This is a genomic window from Streptomyces sp. NPDC047515 (assembly GCF_040643055.1).
Lineage (GTDB): Bacteria > Actinomycetota > Actinomycetes > Streptomycetales > Streptomycetaceae > Streptomyces.
This window is the reverse complement of record NZ_JBEYTM010000064.1, coordinates 1-15,656: the sequence shown is the minus strand read 5'-3', so window position 1 is coordinate 15,656 and position 15,656 is coordinate 1. Positions and strand designations below refer to the sequence as shown.

The 15,656-nt window shown below is 70.9% G+C and carries 16 protein-coding genes and 1 pseudogene; 8 read left to right on the top strand and 9 right to left on the bottom strand.

The window, feature by feature from the left end; all coding sequences use genetic code 11:
• Nucleotides 1-19: 19 nt before the first annotated feature.
• Complete coding sequence (locus ABZ826_RS33420) at nucleotides 20-1,366, top strand: 6-phospho-beta-glucosidase (protein ID WP_361456938.1); 1,347 nt, start codon at nucleotides 20-22, stop codon at nucleotides 1,364-1,366.
• Nucleotides 1,367-1,577: 211 nt separating this feature from the next.
• On the opposite strand, the gene ABZ826_RS33415 is transcribed toward ABZ826_RS33420, so the two are convergent.
• Together ABZ826_RS33415 and ABZ826_RS33410 are read right to left on the bottom strand one after the other, a co-directional pair.
• Entirely contained in the window at nucleotides 1,578-3,608 is a 2,031-nt protein-coding gene (locus tag ABZ826_RS33415) for a hypothetical protein (protein ID WP_361456935.1), read from the bottom strand.
• Nucleotides 3,605-4,540 carry a VWA domain-containing protein gene (locus tag ABZ826_RS33410; protein ID WP_361456932.1) on the bottom strand — a complete coding sequence of 312 codons (936 nt, stop codon included), beginning with the start codon at nucleotides 4,538-4,540 and terminating at the stop codon, nucleotides 3,605-3,607. Before ABZ826_RS33410 ends, ABZ826_RS33415 begins: the two co-directional genes overlap by 4 nt.
• Nucleotides 4,541-4,632: 92 nt before the next feature.
• Here ABZ826_RS33410 and ABZ826_RS33405 point away from each other — a divergent pair, with 92 nt between their 5' ends.
• The gene (locus ABZ826_RS33405; protein WP_361456929.1) at nucleotides 4,633-5,151 is read left to right on the top strand and encodes a carbohydrate-binding protein; all 519 of its coding nucleotides are present in this window, start codon (nucleotides 4,633-4,635) and stop codon (nucleotides 5,149-5,151) included.
• A 56-nt stretch (nucleotides 5,152-5,207) separates the two neighbouring features.
• Here the strand turns inward: ABZ826_RS33405 and ABZ826_RS33400 are convergent, their stop codons facing one another.
• Together ABZ826_RS33400 and ABZ826_RS33395 are read right to left on the bottom strand one after the other, a co-directional pair.
• Nucleotides 5,208-5,642 carry a hypothetical protein gene (locus tag ABZ826_RS33400; RefSeq protein ID WP_361456926.1) on the bottom strand — a complete coding sequence of 145 codons (435 nt, stop codon included), beginning with the start codon at nucleotides 5,640-5,642 and terminating at the stop codon, nucleotides 5,208-5,210.
• Complete coding sequence (locus ABZ826_RS33395; RefSeq protein WP_361456923.1) at nucleotides 5,636-6,094, bottom strand: ATP-binding protein; 459 nt, start codon at nucleotides 6,092-6,094, stop codon at nucleotides 5,636-5,638. The genes ABZ826_RS33400 and ABZ826_RS33395 overlap by 7 nt, the downstream gene beginning before the upstream one ends.
• A 207-nt stretch (nucleotides 6,095-6,301) precedes the next feature.
• Between ABZ826_RS33395 and ABZ826_RS33390 the strand changes: the two genes are divergently transcribed.
• The 3 genes from ABZ826_RS33390 (at nucleotide 6,302) to ABZ826_RS33380 (ending at nucleotide 8,301) form a co-directional block, all read left to right on the top strand.
• The gene (locus ABZ826_RS33390) at nucleotides 6,302-7,162 is read left to right on the top strand and encodes a helix-turn-helix transcriptional regulator (RefSeq protein WP_361456920.1); all 861 of its coding nucleotides are present in this window, start codon (nucleotides 6,302-6,304) and stop codon (nucleotides 7,160-7,162) included.
• Nucleotides 7,162-7,398 carry a DUF397 domain-containing protein gene (locus ABZ826_RS33385; RefSeq protein WP_361456917.1) on the top strand — a complete coding sequence of 79 codons (237 nt, stop codon included), beginning with the start codon at nucleotides 7,162-7,164 and terminating at the stop codon, nucleotides 7,396-7,398. Before ABZ826_RS33390 ends, ABZ826_RS33385 begins: the two co-directional genes overlap by 1 nt.
• A gap of 93 nt (nucleotides 7,399-7,491) precedes the next feature.
• Entirely contained in the window at nucleotides 7,492-8,301 is an 810-nt protein-coding gene (locus tag ABZ826_RS33380) for an SAM-dependent methyltransferase (RefSeq protein WP_361456914.1), read from the top strand.
• 108 nt (nucleotides 8,302-8,409) lie between these two features.
• Here the strand turns inward: ABZ826_RS33380 and ABZ826_RS33375 are convergent, their stop codons facing one another.
• Nucleotides 8,410-8,826: a cupin domain-containing protein gene (locus ABZ826_RS33375; protein WP_361456911.1), complete on the bottom strand. Its 417-nt coding sequence runs from the start codon at nucleotides 8,824-8,826 to the stop codon at nucleotides 8,410-8,412.
• Nucleotides 8,827-8,878: 52 nt separating this feature from the next.
• On the opposite strand from ABZ826_RS33375, the gene ABZ826_RS33370 reads away from it, so the two are divergent.
• Nucleotides 8,879-9,844 (top strand): helix-turn-helix domain-containing protein, encoded by a 966-nt coding sequence (locus ABZ826_RS33370; protein WP_361456908.1) that lies wholly within the window; start codon nucleotides 8,879-8,881, stop codon nucleotides 9,842-9,844.
• A 29-nt stretch (nucleotides 9,845-9,873) separates the two neighbouring features.
• Nucleotides 9,874-10,323, top strand: coding sequence for a YchJ family metal-binding protein (locus ABZ826_RS33365; protein ID WP_361456905.1), 450 nt, complete (start codon nucleotides 9,874-9,876; stop codon nucleotides 10,321-10,323).
• 24 nt (nucleotides 10,324-10,347) lie between these two features.
• On the opposite strand, the gene ABZ826_RS33360 is transcribed toward ABZ826_RS33365, so the two are convergent.
• Nucleotides 10,348-12,423 carry an MDR family MFS transporter gene (locus ABZ826_RS33360; protein WP_361456902.1) on the bottom strand — a complete coding sequence of 692 codons (2,076 nt, stop codon included), beginning with the start codon at nucleotides 12,421-12,423 and terminating at the stop codon, nucleotides 10,348-10,350.
• A 58-nt stretch (nucleotides 12,424-12,481) separates the two neighbouring features.
• Nucleotides 12,482-13,309 (bottom strand): hypothetical protein, encoded by an 828-nt coding sequence (locus ABZ826_RS33355; RefSeq protein WP_361456899.1) that lies wholly within the window; start codon nucleotides 13,307-13,309, stop codon nucleotides 12,482-12,484.
• Between the two features lie 80 nt (nucleotides 13,310-13,389).
• On the opposite strand from ABZ826_RS33355, the gene ABZ826_RS33350 reads away from it, so the two are divergent.
• Entirely contained in the window at nucleotides 13,390-14,643 is a 1,254-nt protein-coding gene (locus ABZ826_RS33350; RefSeq protein ID WP_361456896.1) for a cytochrome P450, read from the top strand.
• Nucleotides 14,644-14,670: 27 nt separating this feature from the next.
• On the opposite strand, the pseudogene ABZ826_RS33345 reads toward ABZ826_RS33350, so the two are convergent.
• Both ABZ826_RS33345 and ABZ826_RS33340 read right to left on the bottom strand, forming a co-directional pair.
• A pseudogene (locus tag ABZ826_RS33345) lies at nucleotides 14,671-14,850 on the bottom strand (acyl-CoA dehydrogenase family protein); the annotation flags it as partial.
• Between the two features lie 166 nt (nucleotides 14,851-15,016).
• On the bottom strand, nucleotides 15,017-15,280 hold the full coding sequence (locus ABZ826_RS33340; RefSeq protein WP_361456893.1) for a hypothetical protein: 264 nt from the start codon (nucleotides 15,278-15,280) through the stop codon (nucleotides 15,017-15,019).
• Nucleotides 15,281-15,656: the final 376 nt, after the last annotated feature.

Below are 15,656 nucleotides of genomic sequence, written 5' to 3'. Positions count from 1 at the left end.
CCCCGTACCATGCGGAAGCGTGAAGCTGACAATTCTGGGCGGCGGCGGATTCCGGGTTCCTCTCGTGTACGGAGCGCTGCTCGCCGATCGCGCCGAGGGCCGCGTGTCCTCGGTCACCCTCTACGACACCGACGCCGACCGGCTCGCCGCCGTCGCCAGGGTGCTCGGCGAACAGGCCGAGAACGTGCCCGACGCCCCCGCCGTCACCGCCACCACCGAGCTCGACGAGGCACTGCGCGGCGCCGACTTCGTCTTCTCGGCGATCCGCGTCGGCGGTCTCGAAGGCCGGGCCGCCGACGAACGGGTAGCTCTCGACGAAGGTGTGCTCGGCCAGGAGACGGTCGGGGCGGGCGGCATCGCATACGGGCTGCGCACCGTACCCGTCGCCGTCGACCTCGCGCAGCGCATCACCCGGCTCGCCCCGGGGGCCTGGGTCATCAACTTCACCAACCCGGCGGGCCTGGTCACCGAGGCCATGTCCCGCCACCTGGGCGACCGTGTCATCGGCATCTGCGACTCCCCGGTGGGCCTCGGCCGCCGCATCGCCGGAGTGCTGGGCGCCGACCCCGACCGGTCCCGGATCGACTACGTCGGCCTCAACCACCTGGGCTGGGTCCGCGCACTGCACGTCGACGGCCGGGACGAACTCCCGCGCCTGCTGGCGGACCCGGCCCTGCTCGGCTCCTTCGAGGAAGGCCGGCTCTTCGGAGCCGACTGGCTGCGGTCGCTCGGCGCCATCCCCAACGAGTACCTGCACTACTACTACTTCAACCGGGAAGCCGTACGCGCCTACCAGGAGGCCGAGCAGACCCGTGGCGCCTTCCTCCGCGAGCAGCAGGAGGGTTTCTACGCCCGGATGAAGGATCCGGCCGCCCCTGCCCTGCGGTCCTGGGACCGTACCCGCGCCGAACGCGAAGCCACCTACATGTCGGAGAACCGGGAGGTCGCCGGGGTCGGCGAGCGGGACGAGAGCGACCTGGAGTCCGGTGGCTACGAGAAGGTGGCGCTCGCCCTCATGCGGGCCGTCGCCCGGAACGAACGGACCTCGCTCATCCTCAACGTCCGCAACCGCACGACGCTCTCCGTGCTCGACGCGGACGCCGTCATCGAGGTGCCGTGCCTGGTCGACGCCAACGGCGCTCGTCCCGTCGCCGTCGACCCGCTTCCGTACCATGCCGTCGGACTGGTCACCGCGGTCAAGGCCGTCGAACGCGCGGTGCTGGACGCGGCGGACAGCGGCTCGCGCGCCGCCGCCGTGAAGGCCTTCGCGCTCCACCCGCTGGTCGACTCGGTGACGGTGGCCGGACGCCTCCTCGACGGGTACGTGAAGGTGCATCCCGGCCTCGCCTATCTGAACCGGGCCTGAGAGCCTGTCGGGCGGCCTTCGATCGGACAGCGGACGCGGTCTGGTGCGTGTGATTCCAAGGCGCCGGGACGTCCTCGGACGGGGTCTCCCCTGCTCGAACGAAGCTGAGAGCTCGGGGATGGGGCTACCAGGGCATTTCGGCAACGCGGGAGGGGGTCCCCCCTGGCCCTTGAGGCCTTGGGGGAGTGCGTGCCAGGGCGTGGCCGCCCGATCAGAGGCCGCCCGACAGGCTCTGAGGGCTGTCCGTGAAGTCCGGCTGAGAGGACCGTACTTCGCTGCTGACCAGGAGGCGGAGCTGGGCGTCCAGCCAGGCACCGGAGGGGGCGGCGAGGCCCGCCCCGTCCAGCGCGGCTGCGCCGTCCAGCGTGTCGAGGAAGACGCGCAAAAACGTCGCGGCACGGGTCAGGCCGGTGCGTGAGAGTGCCGTCGCCGCCTCGTCGATACGGGAGCGGGCGGGGCCCGTCAGCCGGCGCAGCCCGGAGTGCGGCACGGCCGACATGGCGGACATCGCCTCGTCCAGCACCGCCGACAGCGGATCGGACGGGCGGCGCACCGCCGCCGCCAGGGCCGCCGAACCGTCACCGGCGGCAAGATCGGGCACGACCACTCCGGCCGGGGTGAGCACCGCCATCGGGTCGATCCCGATCCCGCCGCCCGAGCGGTGCACCGCACCACTGACATGGGTGGCGCCGCCCTCCAGCGCATCGGCCAGGGCGTCCAACGCGCCGGGGCATTCCGGCCGGTACCGCGACGTCACCAGCGCGATGGTCCCCGAGGCGTCGCGCACGACGGCTTCGAGGCGCTGCTCGGCGGGGTCGTAGCCGACGCTCTCCACCGCCGACAGCACGACGACATGGACCGACTCCGCCTCGACCCGCGGGCGGACCATCCGGGGCGGCCTTCCCTCCCAGCCCGCGGTCAGCGCGGACAGGTCCCGTACGAGCAAGGGTTCCGGCAGCTCCGCCCAGGCGGCACCGACGGGGGTGATGGTCGTCGTGCCGAGCCGGCCGCGGGAGATCGTCAGCGCGCGGCTCGGCGTGCGCCGTACGCTCTCACTGACCTGGCTCCCGGCGGCCAGTGAACCCAGTGGCGTGGCGAGGACGCGGCGGGTGGACAGCCGGTGGCCGGTCAGTTCCTGGCCCTCGGCGGCCGTCCAGGCCTTGCGGAGGACGAGGACGGTGCCCGCGCCGGGATGGGCGAAATACACCTCGGAGACCAGGGACTGCGGCGTGCCGTGCACACGGCAGCCGAGCGAGACGAGCCGCACCCGGCGCAGCGGGGTGTCGCCGGCCTCGCGGATGCCCAGCACGCCGGGGAGTGCGGCGGCGCGCCGCCGGGCATGGACTTCGGTGACCAGGGCGGCGACCAGCTCCGGGCGGTAGTGGGCATTGCGGTCGGCGTACGCCGTGAGCTGGTCCGTCAACTCGGCGAGTGCGCCCGCCGGCCAGTGCATCGACGCGGCGGCCAGCCCGGCACCGGCCCGCGCCAGGGCTCCGCCGAGGACCGGGCCGACATGGGCCACGCCCTCCGCCAGCAGTTCGTCCGCCAGCTCGACGGCCGCGTCGAGCGCCGGCCCGGCCGTCGGCGGTGCCGTGGTGCGCCCGCCGACCCGCACGGGGACGGAGCGCCCGTCGCCCCCCGCCGCGTCGGCGGCCCGGAACGCCCAGACCGCGAGTGCCACCGCCTCGCCGCGCAGCGCGGCGGCCGCGTCCGTCAGCGCGTAAGCGATCTCGTCCGGGACCGGGAAGCGCACCGTGCAGGTGGGGAGTTCGACCCGGGGTTCGGGGTGCTCCGGGGACGGGCGGTGCACCAGGGCGGCGTAACCCCGCTCGAAGGTACGGCGGGCCGCGGCGAGCGGACGGGCACCCACGGCTTCCGCGAGGGCCGCGTCGTCGGTGCCGCCCGGGGACCAGTCGGTGAAGGGAGCGGCCCCGGCCGACGCGGCCCCGTCCGCGCGCTGGTAGGCCAGTACCAGGGTGATGAGGTGGCGGCATACGCCCGGTGCGGCGCAACTGCAGTCGCCGTTGTCCAGACCGGTACCGGGCGGCAGCGCGGTGGTGGTGCCGTCCTCGAAACGGGCCCGCACCGTGGCGTCCGGGTCCGTCGTGAGAGCGGGCACCGTGCCCGCGTCCAATTCCTTCGTGGCTCGCTTGACCAGCCCCCGGTTGGCCAGCGCCGCGAGCGTGTCCGGGGTGAGGGCGAGCAGGTCGGGGCGCGTGGCGTCGCCCGGCGTCCCGGTCATCGGCCCAGCCTTTCGGCGACGAACTCGGCGAGGTGGCCCGGTGTCATCGCCCCGATGTGAGCGCCGGCCACGGCGAGCCTTCCGGCCAGCTGACGGTCGTAGTCGGGGTTGGCGTCCTCGTCGAGCGCGGCCAGCCCCAGCACGGTGCTGCCCTGCTCCACCAGCGCCCGCACCGTGCGCATCAGGCGGTAGGGGTCACCGCCCTCGTAGAAGTCGGTGACCAGCGCGACGATCGTGCGCCGCGGATTCTCCACCAGGCCCGCCCCGTACTCCACGGCCCGCGCGATGTCGGTGCCGCCGCCCAGCTGCACCCGCATCAGCAGCTCCACCGGATCGGTCACATCGGAGGTCAGGTCCACCACCTGGGTGTCGAAGGCGATCAGGTGCGTCTTGAGACCGGGCAGGCCCCACAGACACGCGGCGGTCACCGCGGAGTGGATGACCGATCCGGCCATCGAACCCGGCTGGTCGACCAGCAGGATCAGCTGCCATCGCGTCACATGGCGCTGCGTACGGGAGTGGAAGTGGGCGCGCTCGATGAGAAGACGTCGCTCGGCCGGCTGGTAATGGGCGAGGTTGGCCCGTACGGTCTGCCGGAAGTCGAAGTCCCTCGCCACCGCCACCCGGCTGGGCCTGCGGGAGCGGGTGCCGTGGAAGGCCCGGCGGATCTCCGGCCGGAGCCTGGCCAGGAGCTGTTTCACCACCGACTCGACGATGCGCCGGGCCAGCCGCAGCACCTGCGGATTCATCAGGTGCTTGGTGCGCAGCACGGCTCGCAGCAGGGTCGGACTCGGCTCGACCCGTTCCAGTACGGCCGGGTCGGTCACGATCTCCTGGATGCCGTACCGCTCGACGGCGTCCCGCTCCAGGCGCTCGGTGGTCTCCTTCGGGAAGAGCCGGTGGACGTCGTCGAGCCAGTCGACCGCGGTCACGGCGGACGGGCCGTCACCACCCGTGCGGGGGCGGTACCGGAGCGGCGCACGCCGCGTCGGGCGAGGTCGACGGTCGGCGGTGGAGCGGGCCGGTGGAGCGGGTCGGCGGCCGTTCCTTCACCCAGGAAGCGGTCTTCGCGCCGGTCACCGTCCGCTATCTGCGGATCACCCTCACCGCGCCCGGCGACACCGAGTGGGCCGTGAACGAGATCCGGCTGTACGCGGACGGGCCGGATGCCGCCGCCACCCTCCAGGCCGAACAGGCCACCGACGTCAAGGGAGTGACGCGCGGTGACGCGGCGACCGGGGTCCTCGGCTCCGGCGAACGGTTCGGTTTCCGCGGCGTTCGGTTCGGCGCGGGGGCGGACCGGCTGACGGCCCGGGTCGCAGCGGCCGGAAACAGCCGCACCGGGGTGCTTCAGGTGCGCCTGGACAGCCCGGCCAGCCCGCTCGTCGGTGTGCTGCCGGTGAGATCCACGGGCGGTTTCGACACCTGGCGGGAGCAGTCGGTGAAGCTGCTGCGCACCGTCACCGGCACGCATGACGTCCATTTCGTCGCGGCGGGCGGCTCGACGATCGCCGCCGTCGACTGGCTGACGTTCCGTAAGTGAGCGAAGCGAGGGGGCGGAGGATCCCGCGGGATCCTCCGCCCCCTCGCGCGGCCGCCTCAGGGAGCGGAGACGGCGCGTGCGTCGCCGGACGGTGCCCACGACGGCGTCACGCCCGTCACCTGGCACACCATCAGGAAGAGCGGGATGGGCGGGGTGTACGGCGTGCGGGTGTCGGGCTGGTGGATGAGCCGGGGCCGTACGGCAGGAACGAACGCCCCCTTCGCGTAGGCGGCCTGCGCGGGCCAGTCCAGATCGAGATCGGAACCCGCGGGCACGATCCACCACCAGCGGTCGGCGTCCGCGAAGACGCAACCGGTACGTGGCAGGTGAGACATCAGCCGGAAGCCGTAGCGGGAGGGCACGCCCACCGCGTCGTAGCCCAGGCTCGCCGACAGCGAGGGCGGCAGCGGCAGTTGCACCGTGCCCGTGGCGCGCAGGGGCTGCCGGGAGCGGCGCGCTCCGAGCAGATGGGACATCGCGTTCTTCAGCATGACCGCTCCGAGCCGTGCGGCAGTTCCGCCCAGACGATGCGGCCCGAGCCGTTGCCCGCGTCGCGGGAACCCCAGGAACTGCTCATCGCGTCGACGAGCAGCAGGCCGCGTCCGTGCTCGTCGTCGGAGGCGCGGCAGAGCCGCGGCCCGCCGGGTTGGTGCCCCTGGTCCTGCACCGCTATGCGCAGCCGTCTGTCGAGGCAGTGCAGCTCGCACACGACGCGAGCGCTCATGGTGTGCACCACCGCGTTGGTGACCAGCTCCGAGACGATCAGGATCGCCGCCTCGTGCGCGTCCTCGTCCAGCCGCCACTCGTCGAGCCGGGCCCGTGTCAGCCGCCGCGCACCGGCCACCGATTCGGGGTGCGCCGGCAGCGCGAAGCAGTACCGGAGCGCTTCCGTCCCGGGGCTGAGATCCATGAGCCGGGGGATAAGCGCACTGCCAGGTGCCACAACCGATTCCTCACAGTGGGGGCTGCGTCACACCCCGCGATCTCACGCGAATGAGCACGGTCGTGACTAAGTGAACTGGTTCACTCACCAACTCTCCCCCTGTCGAGAACACTTGGCAAGGGGCACTCTGAAAATTTCAGAGTGCCTGTGTCTTGGGAGCCCCGCGCATGGCACACTGCTGGCAAACAGCGCATCGGGAGGTCTGAAGTGAGCGAACCGCGGTCCGCCCCGACCGTGGGTCAGGTCGTTCTCGGCAAGCGCCTGCAGGATCTGCGGGAGCGGGTCGGCCTGAGCCGTGACCAGGCTGCCAAGGTGCTGAGGGTCGCACCTGCGACGATACGCAGGATGGAGACCGCCGAGGTCGCTCTCAAGATCCCCTATGTCCAGCTGTTGCTGAAGGCGTACGGGATCGGTGACGACGAGGCCGAAGCGTTCGTGGAGCTCGCCGAGGAGGCGAACAAGCCCGGTTGGTGGCAGCGCTACCACGATGTGCTGCCCGACTGGTTCAGCATGTACGTCAGCCTGGAGGGCGCGGCGAGCCTCCTGCGCATGTACGAGCCGCACTTCGTCCCCGGTCTGCTCCAGACCGAGGACTACGCGCGCTCGGTGATGCGCACCGGAGCCGTGGGCCAGACCCGACCCGAGGACATAGAGCGCCACGTGGCGCTGCGGATGCAGCGCCAGTCCCTGCTCTCCCGGCCGGACGCCCCGAAGCTCTGGGTGGTGATGGACGAGACGGTGCTGCGCCGCCCCGTCGGCGACGTCGACGCCATGCGGGGGCAGATCGACCGGCTGCTGGAAGCGACCGAGATGCCGCATGTGACGCTGCAGATCGCGGAATTCTCCACCGGACACCACCCGGGAACCTACGGTCCCTTCGTCCTCTTCCGATTCGGCGTCCCCGAACTCCCCGACATGGTCTACAGCGAGTACCTGACCGGTGCCGTCTACTTCGACGCGCGCCCCGAGGTGGCCTCCTACCTCGAAGTCATGGACCGCATGGCGGCTCAGGCCGCAACTGCACAACGCACGAAGGAAATCCTCCGGGACTTCCGCAAGGAGCTGTGATGGATCCCATATACAACGGCATGCCGGCCGCCGAACTCGGCTCCGAGGGCTGGTACAAGCCGTGGAGCGGCGGGAACGGAGGCAATTGCGTCGAAGCCATGAAGTTGTCCGACGGACGAGTCGCCGTACGCCAGTCCGCGGATCCCGAGGGCCCTGCCCTGATCTATTCCCACGGTGAGATCGCCGCCTTCATCCAGGGCGCCAAGTCCGGCCAGGCGGATTTCCTCCTCACCTGAATCCACGGCCTTCTCGGCCCGATTCGTCTCTCCGGAGCCGTCCCCGTCCCACACTGTTGTTGTTCGCCGACCTATGGACCCATGGAGCGTGCTATGACCGGGCAGGATCCCCGAGCCATCGAGATCGACACCAGCAAGCCGCATCCCGCCCGGATGTACGACTGGTTCCTCGGCGGCAAGGACAACTACCCGGTCGACGAGCAGATGGCCCGGCAGTTGCTGGCCGTCGATGCCAGGGGCGGTGACATGGCCCGGGTCAACCGGGCCTTCATGCACCGGGCCACCCGGTGGCTGGCCGAGAACGGGGTCCGCCAGTTCCTCGACATCGGCACCGGCATACCCACCGAGCCGAACCTCCATCAGATCGCCCAGCGGACCGCCCCCGAATCGCGCGTCGTCTACTGCGACAACGACCCGATCGTCCTCGCACACGCGGCGGCCCTGCTGCGCTCCACCCCCCAGGGCGCCACGGAGTACATTCAGGCCGACGCCCGCAAACCCGAAGTCATCCTGGAGGAGGCCGGCAGGGTCCTCGACTTCGACCAGCCGATCGCGCTCTCGCTGCTGGCCCTGCTGCACTTCCTGGGCGACGAGGACGGCGCCGCCGAGCTCGTCGACCGACTGGTCGAGCGGCTCCCCTCCGGCAGCTATCTGGTGCTCTCGCACACCACCGGGGACTTCGATCCCGAGGGCGCTGCGCAGGCATCCGCCATGTACAAGGCGCGTGGGATGACGTTGCGGCTGCGTTCCCACGCCGAATTCACCGCATTCTTCGACGGACTCGAACTCGTCGAGCCGGGTGTCTCGCTCTCCGCGGACTGGCACCCGGAGCTCGGCGATGTCGTCGAGGTGCCGGGCGACGAGCCGATCCCGGGTTACGCGGGCGTCGCCCGCAAGCCCTGACCGTCCGGCGCCGGCCCGTCACGTTCGGCAAGGGTCCGCCAGGTGATCTCCATCGGAGCCTGACCTGCGGCCCGTCGTGGTGTCAACCCTGCTGGTCCAGCGGCGTATTCAGCTCCCCAGCGCGTGTCCCGTCGTCGCGTCCACGTGCTCGGGGACCTCGTCGTGCCGGTCGCCCACCGACGGTGTACCTGAGGGCTCGAAGAACAGCACCGAGGCATCGCCGGAGGCGGACGGTTTGTGCCACGTCCCGCGCGGCACGACGAACACGGCGCCGGGGCCGAGGGTGACCGAGCGCTCCCCGTCCGACTCGCGCAGCCGGATGTCCAGCGTGCCGTCGAGCACCAGGAAGAACTCGTCGGTGTCCTCGTGGACGTGCCACACATGCTCTCCGCGGACCTTCGAGATGCGCACGTCGTAGTCGTTGACGCGGGTCACGATCCGGGGGCTCCACAGCGCCTCGAACGTCTTCAGCGCATCGCTCAGCAGAATCGGGTCGGGCGAGGTCTTCGTCGTCTCATCGCTCATGATCCCCATCCTCGGCCTTGGCTCCCGTCCCGGCGAGTGCTAGGAATCGCACATGGCGAAAGAATCCTCGCACCGGGTCGCAATGATCGTCTCCGCCGGCTCCAACCCCTTCGAGCTGGGCGTGGCCACCGAACTCTTCGGGCTGCGCCGTCCCGAACTGCCGGTGCCCTGGTACGCGTTCGAGCTCTGCGCCGCGACCCCGACCGTGCGCATGCACCACGGTTTCTTCCAGCTCTCCGGCGTCGCCGGGCTCGATGCCGTCGACCGGGCCGACACCGTCGTCGTGCCGAACCGTCCCGACCCGGAGACCGAACCCGATCCGGCCGTCCTCGACGCGATCAGGCGCGCGGACGCCCGGGGAGCCAGACTGGTCAGCTTCTGCACGGGTACGTTCACGCTGGCCGCGGCGGGGGTGCTGGACGGCCGGCGGGCCACCACCCACTGGCGCTGGGCCGACGCCTTCACCGCCCGCCACCCGCGGGTCCACCTCGACCCCGATGTGCTGTTCGTCGAGGACGGCCGGGTGATCACCGCGGCCGGCAGCGCCGCCGCCCTCGACACCGGCCTCCACATCATCCGCTCCGACCACGGCGCCGAGATCGCGGCCGCCGTGAGCCGCCGCCTGGTCTTCGCCGCCCACCGCGACGGCGGTCAGCGCCAGTTCGTCGAGCACCCCCTGCCCGATGTCCCCGACACCTCGCTCGGCCCGCTCCTGGCCTGGGCCGAGGAGCACCTCGGCACCGGTCTCACCGTGACCGGCCTCGCCGCCCGCGCCGCCGTCAGCCCGGCGACCCTGCACCGCCGCTTCCGCGCCCAGCTCGGCACGACCCCGCACGGCTGGCTGACCGAACGCCGGATCACCCTCGCCTGCCGGCTGATGGAGCGCGGCGAGGAACGTCTCGACGTGGTCGCCCGTGCCAGCGGGCTGGGTACGGCGACGAACCTGCGGATCCAGCTCCGCCGCCGTACCGGACTGACCCCCGGCGAGTACCGCCGCCGCTTCACCCCGGCGCGCTGAGCCCCCGGTCCCGGGGTGACAATGGAGGCATGTCACGACGCACCACACGACCGGGGCGGCCCTCCACCGCCGGCGCGCGGAAGTCCGCCTTCCCCGCGGAGTCGCCCTGCCCCTGCGGCCTGCCCGCCGCGTACGGGGACTGCTGCGGTCGCCTGCACGCCGGGACCGCCGCCGCACCGACCTGCGAGGCACTCATGCGCTCCCGGTACGCCGCGTTCGTCGTCCGGGACGAGGCGTACCTGCTGCGCACCTGGCACCCGGACACCCGGCCGCCCGCCGTCGACTTCGACCCCGGGATGCGATGGGTGCGCCTGGAGATCCTGGAGACGACGGACGGCAGTCCGTTCCACACGACCGGTACGGTCACCTTCCGCGCGCACTGCACGGACCGCGGGCGGTCGGACTCGCTCCACGAGAAGAGCCGCTTCGTCCGCTCCGGTGGCGCCTGGGTGTACTCGACGGCGGACTTCGTCGAGTGAACCGGACGGGCGGTGACGGGCCCTTCAGAGAGCGGCCCCGACCCGGGCCTTCTCCGGCGAGAGCTCCTGCGTCAGATCCTCCGCCAGCAGCCGTTTGGCGATCCCGTCCACCGCGGCCCGCAATTGCCGGTCGTCGGGACGTGCCCCGTGCTCGTCCAGGCGTTCGTTGAGCCACCGCGCCCACGCGACACTGATCGCCGCGGCCTCCCGGCTCCCGGCGGCCGTATGTGTGAACAGGCGGCCGTCGCCGGTGAGATAGCCCTCCTCGATCATCCGGTCGAAGACCGGGACCAGCACCTCCGGCGGTACCCGGTGCCGGGTCGCGATCAGACCGAGTCCCGCGTGACCGACCATCCGGGTGAACAGCTCGACCTGCATCACCGCCCAGGCCCCCGCCACGTCCAGCCGGGTGTCCGACTCCGCGACGATCCGCCGTGCCGTGTCCGGACCCGCGTCGCGAAGGATCTTGGCCACGGAGAACTCCAGGAGCCGGGCCGAGTCGCCCGCGCTGGGCTGGGCGAAGCCCTCGCCCATGTCCGTCGAGCCGACCCGCGCGGTGTCCCGCAGCTTCACCTCCTTCAGGAAGAGCGCCACGACGAACCCCAGGACCGCGACCGGCACCGTCCACAGGAACACGGTGTGCAGCGTGTCGGCATACGCCTGGGCCAGCGGCGCGGCCTGCGCGCCAGGCAGAGCGTGCAGCCCGTGCGGGCTCTGCGCGGCCTTGGCCAGCACCGCAGGGTCGCCACCCGCCCGAGCCGCCGCGGCGACGCCGTCGGTGAGATTCGGTTTCAGCGCGTTGGCGTAGATCGTGCCGAAGACCGCGGTGCCGAAGGAACTGCCGAGCGTACGGAAGAACGTGACGCCCGACGTCGCCGTACCCAGGTCCGAGTAGTCGACCGTGTTCTGCACGGCGATGGTCAGCACCTGCATGGACAGCCCGATGCCGACGCCGAGCACCAGCATGTAGAGCGATTCCAGCCACACCCCGCTGTCCGGGCCCATCCGGGAGAGCAGATACAGCCCGACCGCCATGACCAGCGAGCCCACGATGGGGAAGACCCGGTACCGGCCCGTCTTGGAGACCACGTTGCCGCTGAAGATCGAGGCGGCGAGCAGCCCGACGACCATCGGCAGCGTCCGTACCCCCGACAGGGTCGCCGAGTCGCCGTCCACGTACTGCAGGTAGGTCGGCAGGAAGGTCATCGCGCCGAGCATCGCGAACCCCACGACGAAGCTGAGGATCGAGCAGACGGTGAACACCGGATTCCGGAACAGCCGCATCGGCAGCATCGGTTCCTTCGCCCGGAACTCCACCAGGCAGAACAGCGCCAGCGCCACGACGCCGCCCGCGAAGAGAGCGATGATGACGGGAGAGCCCCACGCGTACGCGTTGCCGCCCCAACTGGTCGCCAGGATCAGCGCGCTCGCGCCGACCGTGACCATGGCGATGCCCAGATAGTCGATCACGGGACGCCCCACGGCCCTCACCGACGGGATCGTGCGTGCGGCGGCGACGACCACCACGATCGCGATCGGCACATTGACGTAGAATGCCCAGCGCCAGCTCAGATGATCGGTGAAGAGCCCGCCGAGCAGCGGCCCGATCACCGTCGACACCCCGAAGACGGCACCCAGCGCGCCCTGGTACTTCCCCCGCTCGCGCAACGGGATCACATCGGCGATCAGCGCCATCGAGGTGACCATCAGCCCGCCGGCGCCGATGCCCTGCAGCCCGCGCCAGACGATCAGCAAGGTCATATTGGTCGCGAGGCCGCACAGGAACGAGCCGGTGATGAAGATGATCGCGGACAGCTGAAAGATGATCTTCCGGCCGAACAGGTCGCCGAACTTGCCCACCAGGACCGTCGCCACCGTCTCGGCGAGCAGATACGCGGTGACGACCCAGGACATATGGGCGGCGCCGCCCAGATCCGAGACGATCGTCGGCAGCGCGGTGCCGACGATCGTCTGGTCCAGGGCGGCCAGCAGAAGCCCCAGCACGATCGTCGCGAAGACGATGTTCCGGCGGCGCGGATCGAGCACGGGCGGCGCGGCGGCACTCTGCGCGGCGGGGGCTGTCTCGCTGGCAGTGGTCACGCTTGCACCCTCACACCGGGCCTCGTCCGCCGCATGTGGGGGACGGCCGGACGTGTCGTCAGGCCGACAGATCCCGCAGGGAGGCCTTCAGTCGGGTCACGAACGCCTCCCGTACCGGCTTCGCCACCCGGTCCAGCGAAAGATACGGATTGAGGTCCTCCAACTCGACGAGAAGCAGCTCACCCTGCGCGGTCCGACAGGCGTCGACCCGCTGGATGCCGTGGTCGAGGCTGTTCCACTCCACGAACGAGCTCGCGAACTCCAGATCCGCCGCACTCGGGGCGTACGGCTCCAGCACCCACCGCTGCTCCGGACGCGGCGCGTACAGCGCGTACTGGAAGTCCCGGTCGATGAAGTAGAACGACACCTCGTACCGGAAGTCGATCCGCGGCTGCACGAGCATCAGGCCGTCGTCGCTCTCCGGCAGCGCGGCCTGCGGTACGAACCGCAGACCGACCGAGTCCGCTCCCAGCTTCGGCTTGACCACGTATTGGGGGGCTGCGGGCAGCAGCCCCAGATCCGCCACCCGGTCCACCGTGGGGATCACCGGATGTCCCGCCCGGCTCAGATCGACCAGATACTGCTTGCCCGTCATGTCCCCGCGGCCGTGCAGCGGGTTGTAGACGCGTACGCCCAGCTCCAGCGCCCGCGCGCAGAACGCGTCGTACGCCTCCTGGTAGTGCAGCACCGGACCGCTGTTGCGTATGACGACCGTGTCGAAGCCGTCGAGCAACGCGGCGGCGTCCCGGGGATGGCAGAGCGCGACATCGAACTCCTCCCGCAGCCGCGACGACAGATGGATGTCCTCGTCGCAGTAGCGGCGGCCACGAGCCTCGTAGGAGAGGTCGGTGACGAAGAGCAGGGACGGACGCGGGCGCTCGGACATGGTGTTCCCCCAGAGGGTGTGTCTGCGGACGGCGGATCAATTACCTTGACGGCGTCGCCCGTCAACGACCCTGGAGCGTCATGACGTCCGCCCCGCACGAGTCGACCGCATCGCAAGCGTCGCCACTTCCGGACATTCTCTCTCCGGCCTTCGCGGCCGATCCCTACGGGGCCTACCGGATCATGCGCGAGAGCGCCCCGCTGATCCGGCACGAGGCCACGAACAGCTACCTCGTCTCCCGGTACGAGGACGTGGAACGGATCTTCAAGGACAAGGCCGGCGAGTTCACCACCGAGAACTACGACTGGCAGATCGAACCGGTCCACGGCCGGACGATCCTCCAGCTCGGCGGACGTGAGCACGCCGTGCGCCGGGCCCTGGTCGCCCCCGCCTTCCGGGGCGCGGACCTTCAGGAGAAGGTGCTGCCGGTCATCGAGCGCAACGCGCGCGAGCTGATCGACGCCTTCCGGCACACCGGCGAGGCCGACCTCGTCGACGCGTTCGCCACGCGCTTCCCGGTCCTCGTCATCGCCGACATGCTCGGCCTGGACAGGGCGGACCACGACCGCTTCCACGGCTGGTACACCACCGTCATCGCCTTCCTCGGCAATCTCGCAGGAGACCCGGAGGTGGCGGCGGCCGGTCAGCGGACCCGCGAGGAATTCGCCGAGTACATGATCCCGATCATCCGGCAGCGCCGGAGCACGCCCGGCGACGATCTGCTCTCCGCGCTCTGCGCCGCCGGGGTCGACGGGGTACGGATGAGCGACGAGGACATCAAGGCGTTCTGCAGCCTGCTGCTCGCGGCGGGCGGCGAGACCACCGACAAGGCCATCGCCTCCCTCTTCGCCAATCTGCTCGCCCACCCCGAACTGCTCGCCGCGGTACGGGAGGACCGCTCCCTCATCGAGAGGGCCTTCGCCGAGACGCTGCGCCACAGCCCGCCGGTCCACATGATCACGCGCCAGACGGCGACCGAGGTGGAGCTCAGCGGCGGCACGGTGCCCGCCGGAGCCACCGTCACCTGTCTCATCGGTTCCGCCAACCGCGACGAGTCCCGCTACCGGGAGCCCGACCGCTTCGACATCTTCCGTTCCGATCTGACCAGCACCACCGCGTTCTCGGCGGCGGCCGACCACCTGGCGTTCGCGCTCGGCCGGCATTTCTGCGTGGGCGCGCTGCTGGCTCGGGCGGAGGTGGAGACGGGGGTGAACCAACTGCTCGACGCGCTGGGGGAGCTGCGGCTCGCGGACGGCTTCACCCCCTTCGAGCAGGGCGTCTTCACCCGGGGCCCGCGATCGTTGCCGGTCCGGTTCATTCCGGTCCCCGGCTGACCCCGGCGAGTGCCCGCCGGAGGCGGTTCAGCGGATACGGCGCCCGGAGATCGCCCGCGCGATCACCAGCCGCTGGATCTCGCCCATCCCCTCGAAGACTGTGTGGATCTCGGCGTCGCGGTACATCCGCTCCGCCGGGTGCTCCCGGCTGTATCCGGCGCCACCGAGGATCTGGACGGCCTTCTCCGTTGCTGCGACGGCCAGTTCCTTCCCGGATGACGGGCCACGCGGGTCTCTTCGCGTGCGTCCCACTCGGCGGCGGCCGGCCGGACGACCTGGGCGGCGAAGCCGTGCACCCGGTCGCGCAGATCCTGCTGCGGATGCGCCACGCCGACCCTTCGCAAGGCATGTGGGGAGCGGGGGCGCGGGTGTGTCACCAGGAGCTGCCGGGACGCACCGGCAGTCCCGGGTGGTGGGCGGCGAGGATCTTGTTCGCGCGCGCCAGCTCGGAGAGCGCCTGTTCGCGGTCGGTCTGGTCCTCGGCGCAGAGCCGTGGACCACGGAACCTGCGCACCTCGCGCGCGGCGCATTCGGCGTCGAACTCCGCCTGCAGGATGTGCGGGGGGATGCAGGACCCGATCAGCGCGGCGACCCGGTCCGGGATCGGCACGGGGACGAGGAGGTGTGAGGCGGTCATGAGGGGTGCCCTCTCGGATGGTTGGCCAGGAGGTGGTTCTCGGCGTGGCCGCCGGGTGGGCGGCCGACTCCTCCATGTGTACGGGACGCAGTTCCGGGTTTCTTGTCGAGAACGTCTCCGTGTGGCAACCGTTTGAGAGTGATCGGGTATTTCTCCTTACCCGCAAGTAAGTTGACTCATCGTGACGTCGTGCTGTAGGCGTATTCCGACCCCGCCGTGCTCGGGCGCGCGGCGGCCGAGTCGTACCCCGGGCCGGTCACAGACCTAAGGGCTGTCGCTCAGACCCGAATCCGCAGGTAGGGGCGTGCTCGCGGGCCGTCAGCGGTCAACTCGCTTAATCTGGGTTGTTTTTGGGTTTCCGGCATGTCGGTGGTCT

Bases quoted from the DNA above. Each gene is read 5' to 3' on its own strand.
- ABZ826_RS33365 (WP_361456905.1), top strand. From the start codon at position 9,874: ATGTCACGACGCACCACACGACCGGGGCGGCCCTCCACCGCCGGCGCG.
- ABZ826_RS33370 (WP_361456908.1), top strand. From the start codon at position 8,879: ATGGCGAAAGAATCCTCGCACCGGGTCGCAATGATCGTCTCCGCCGGC.
- ABZ826_RS33375 (WP_361456911.1), bottom strand. From the start codon at position 8,826: ATGAGCGATGAGACGACGAAGACCTCGCCCGACCCGATTCTGCTGAGC.
- ABZ826_RS33415 (WP_361456935.1), bottom strand. From the start codon at position 3,608: ATGACCGGGACGCCGGGCGACGCCACGCGCCCCGACCTGCTCGCCCTC.
- ABZ826_RS33400 (WP_361456926.1), bottom strand. From the start codon at position 5,642: ATGCTGAAGAACGCGATGTCCCATCTGCTCGGAGCGCGCCGCTCCCGG.
- ABZ826_RS33380 (WP_361456914.1), top strand. From the start codon at position 7,492: ATGACCGGGCAGGATCCCCGAGCCATCGAGATCGACACCAGCAAGCCG.
- ABZ826_RS33340 (WP_361456893.1), bottom strand. From the start codon at position 15,280: ATGACCGCCTCACACCTCCTCGTCCCCGTGCCGATCCCGGACCGGGTC.
- ABZ826_RS33350 (WP_361456896.1), top strand. From the start codon at position 13,390: ATGACGTCCGCCCCGCACGAGTCGACCGCATCGCAAGCGTCGCCACTT.
- ABZ826_RS33385 (WP_361456917.1), top strand. From the start codon at position 7,162: ATGGATCCCATATACAACGGCATGCCGGCCGCCGAACTCGGCTCCGAG.
- ABZ826_RS33355 (WP_361456899.1), bottom strand. From the start codon at position 13,309: ATGTCCGAGCGCCCGCGTCCGTCCCTGCTCTTCGTCACCGACCTCTCC.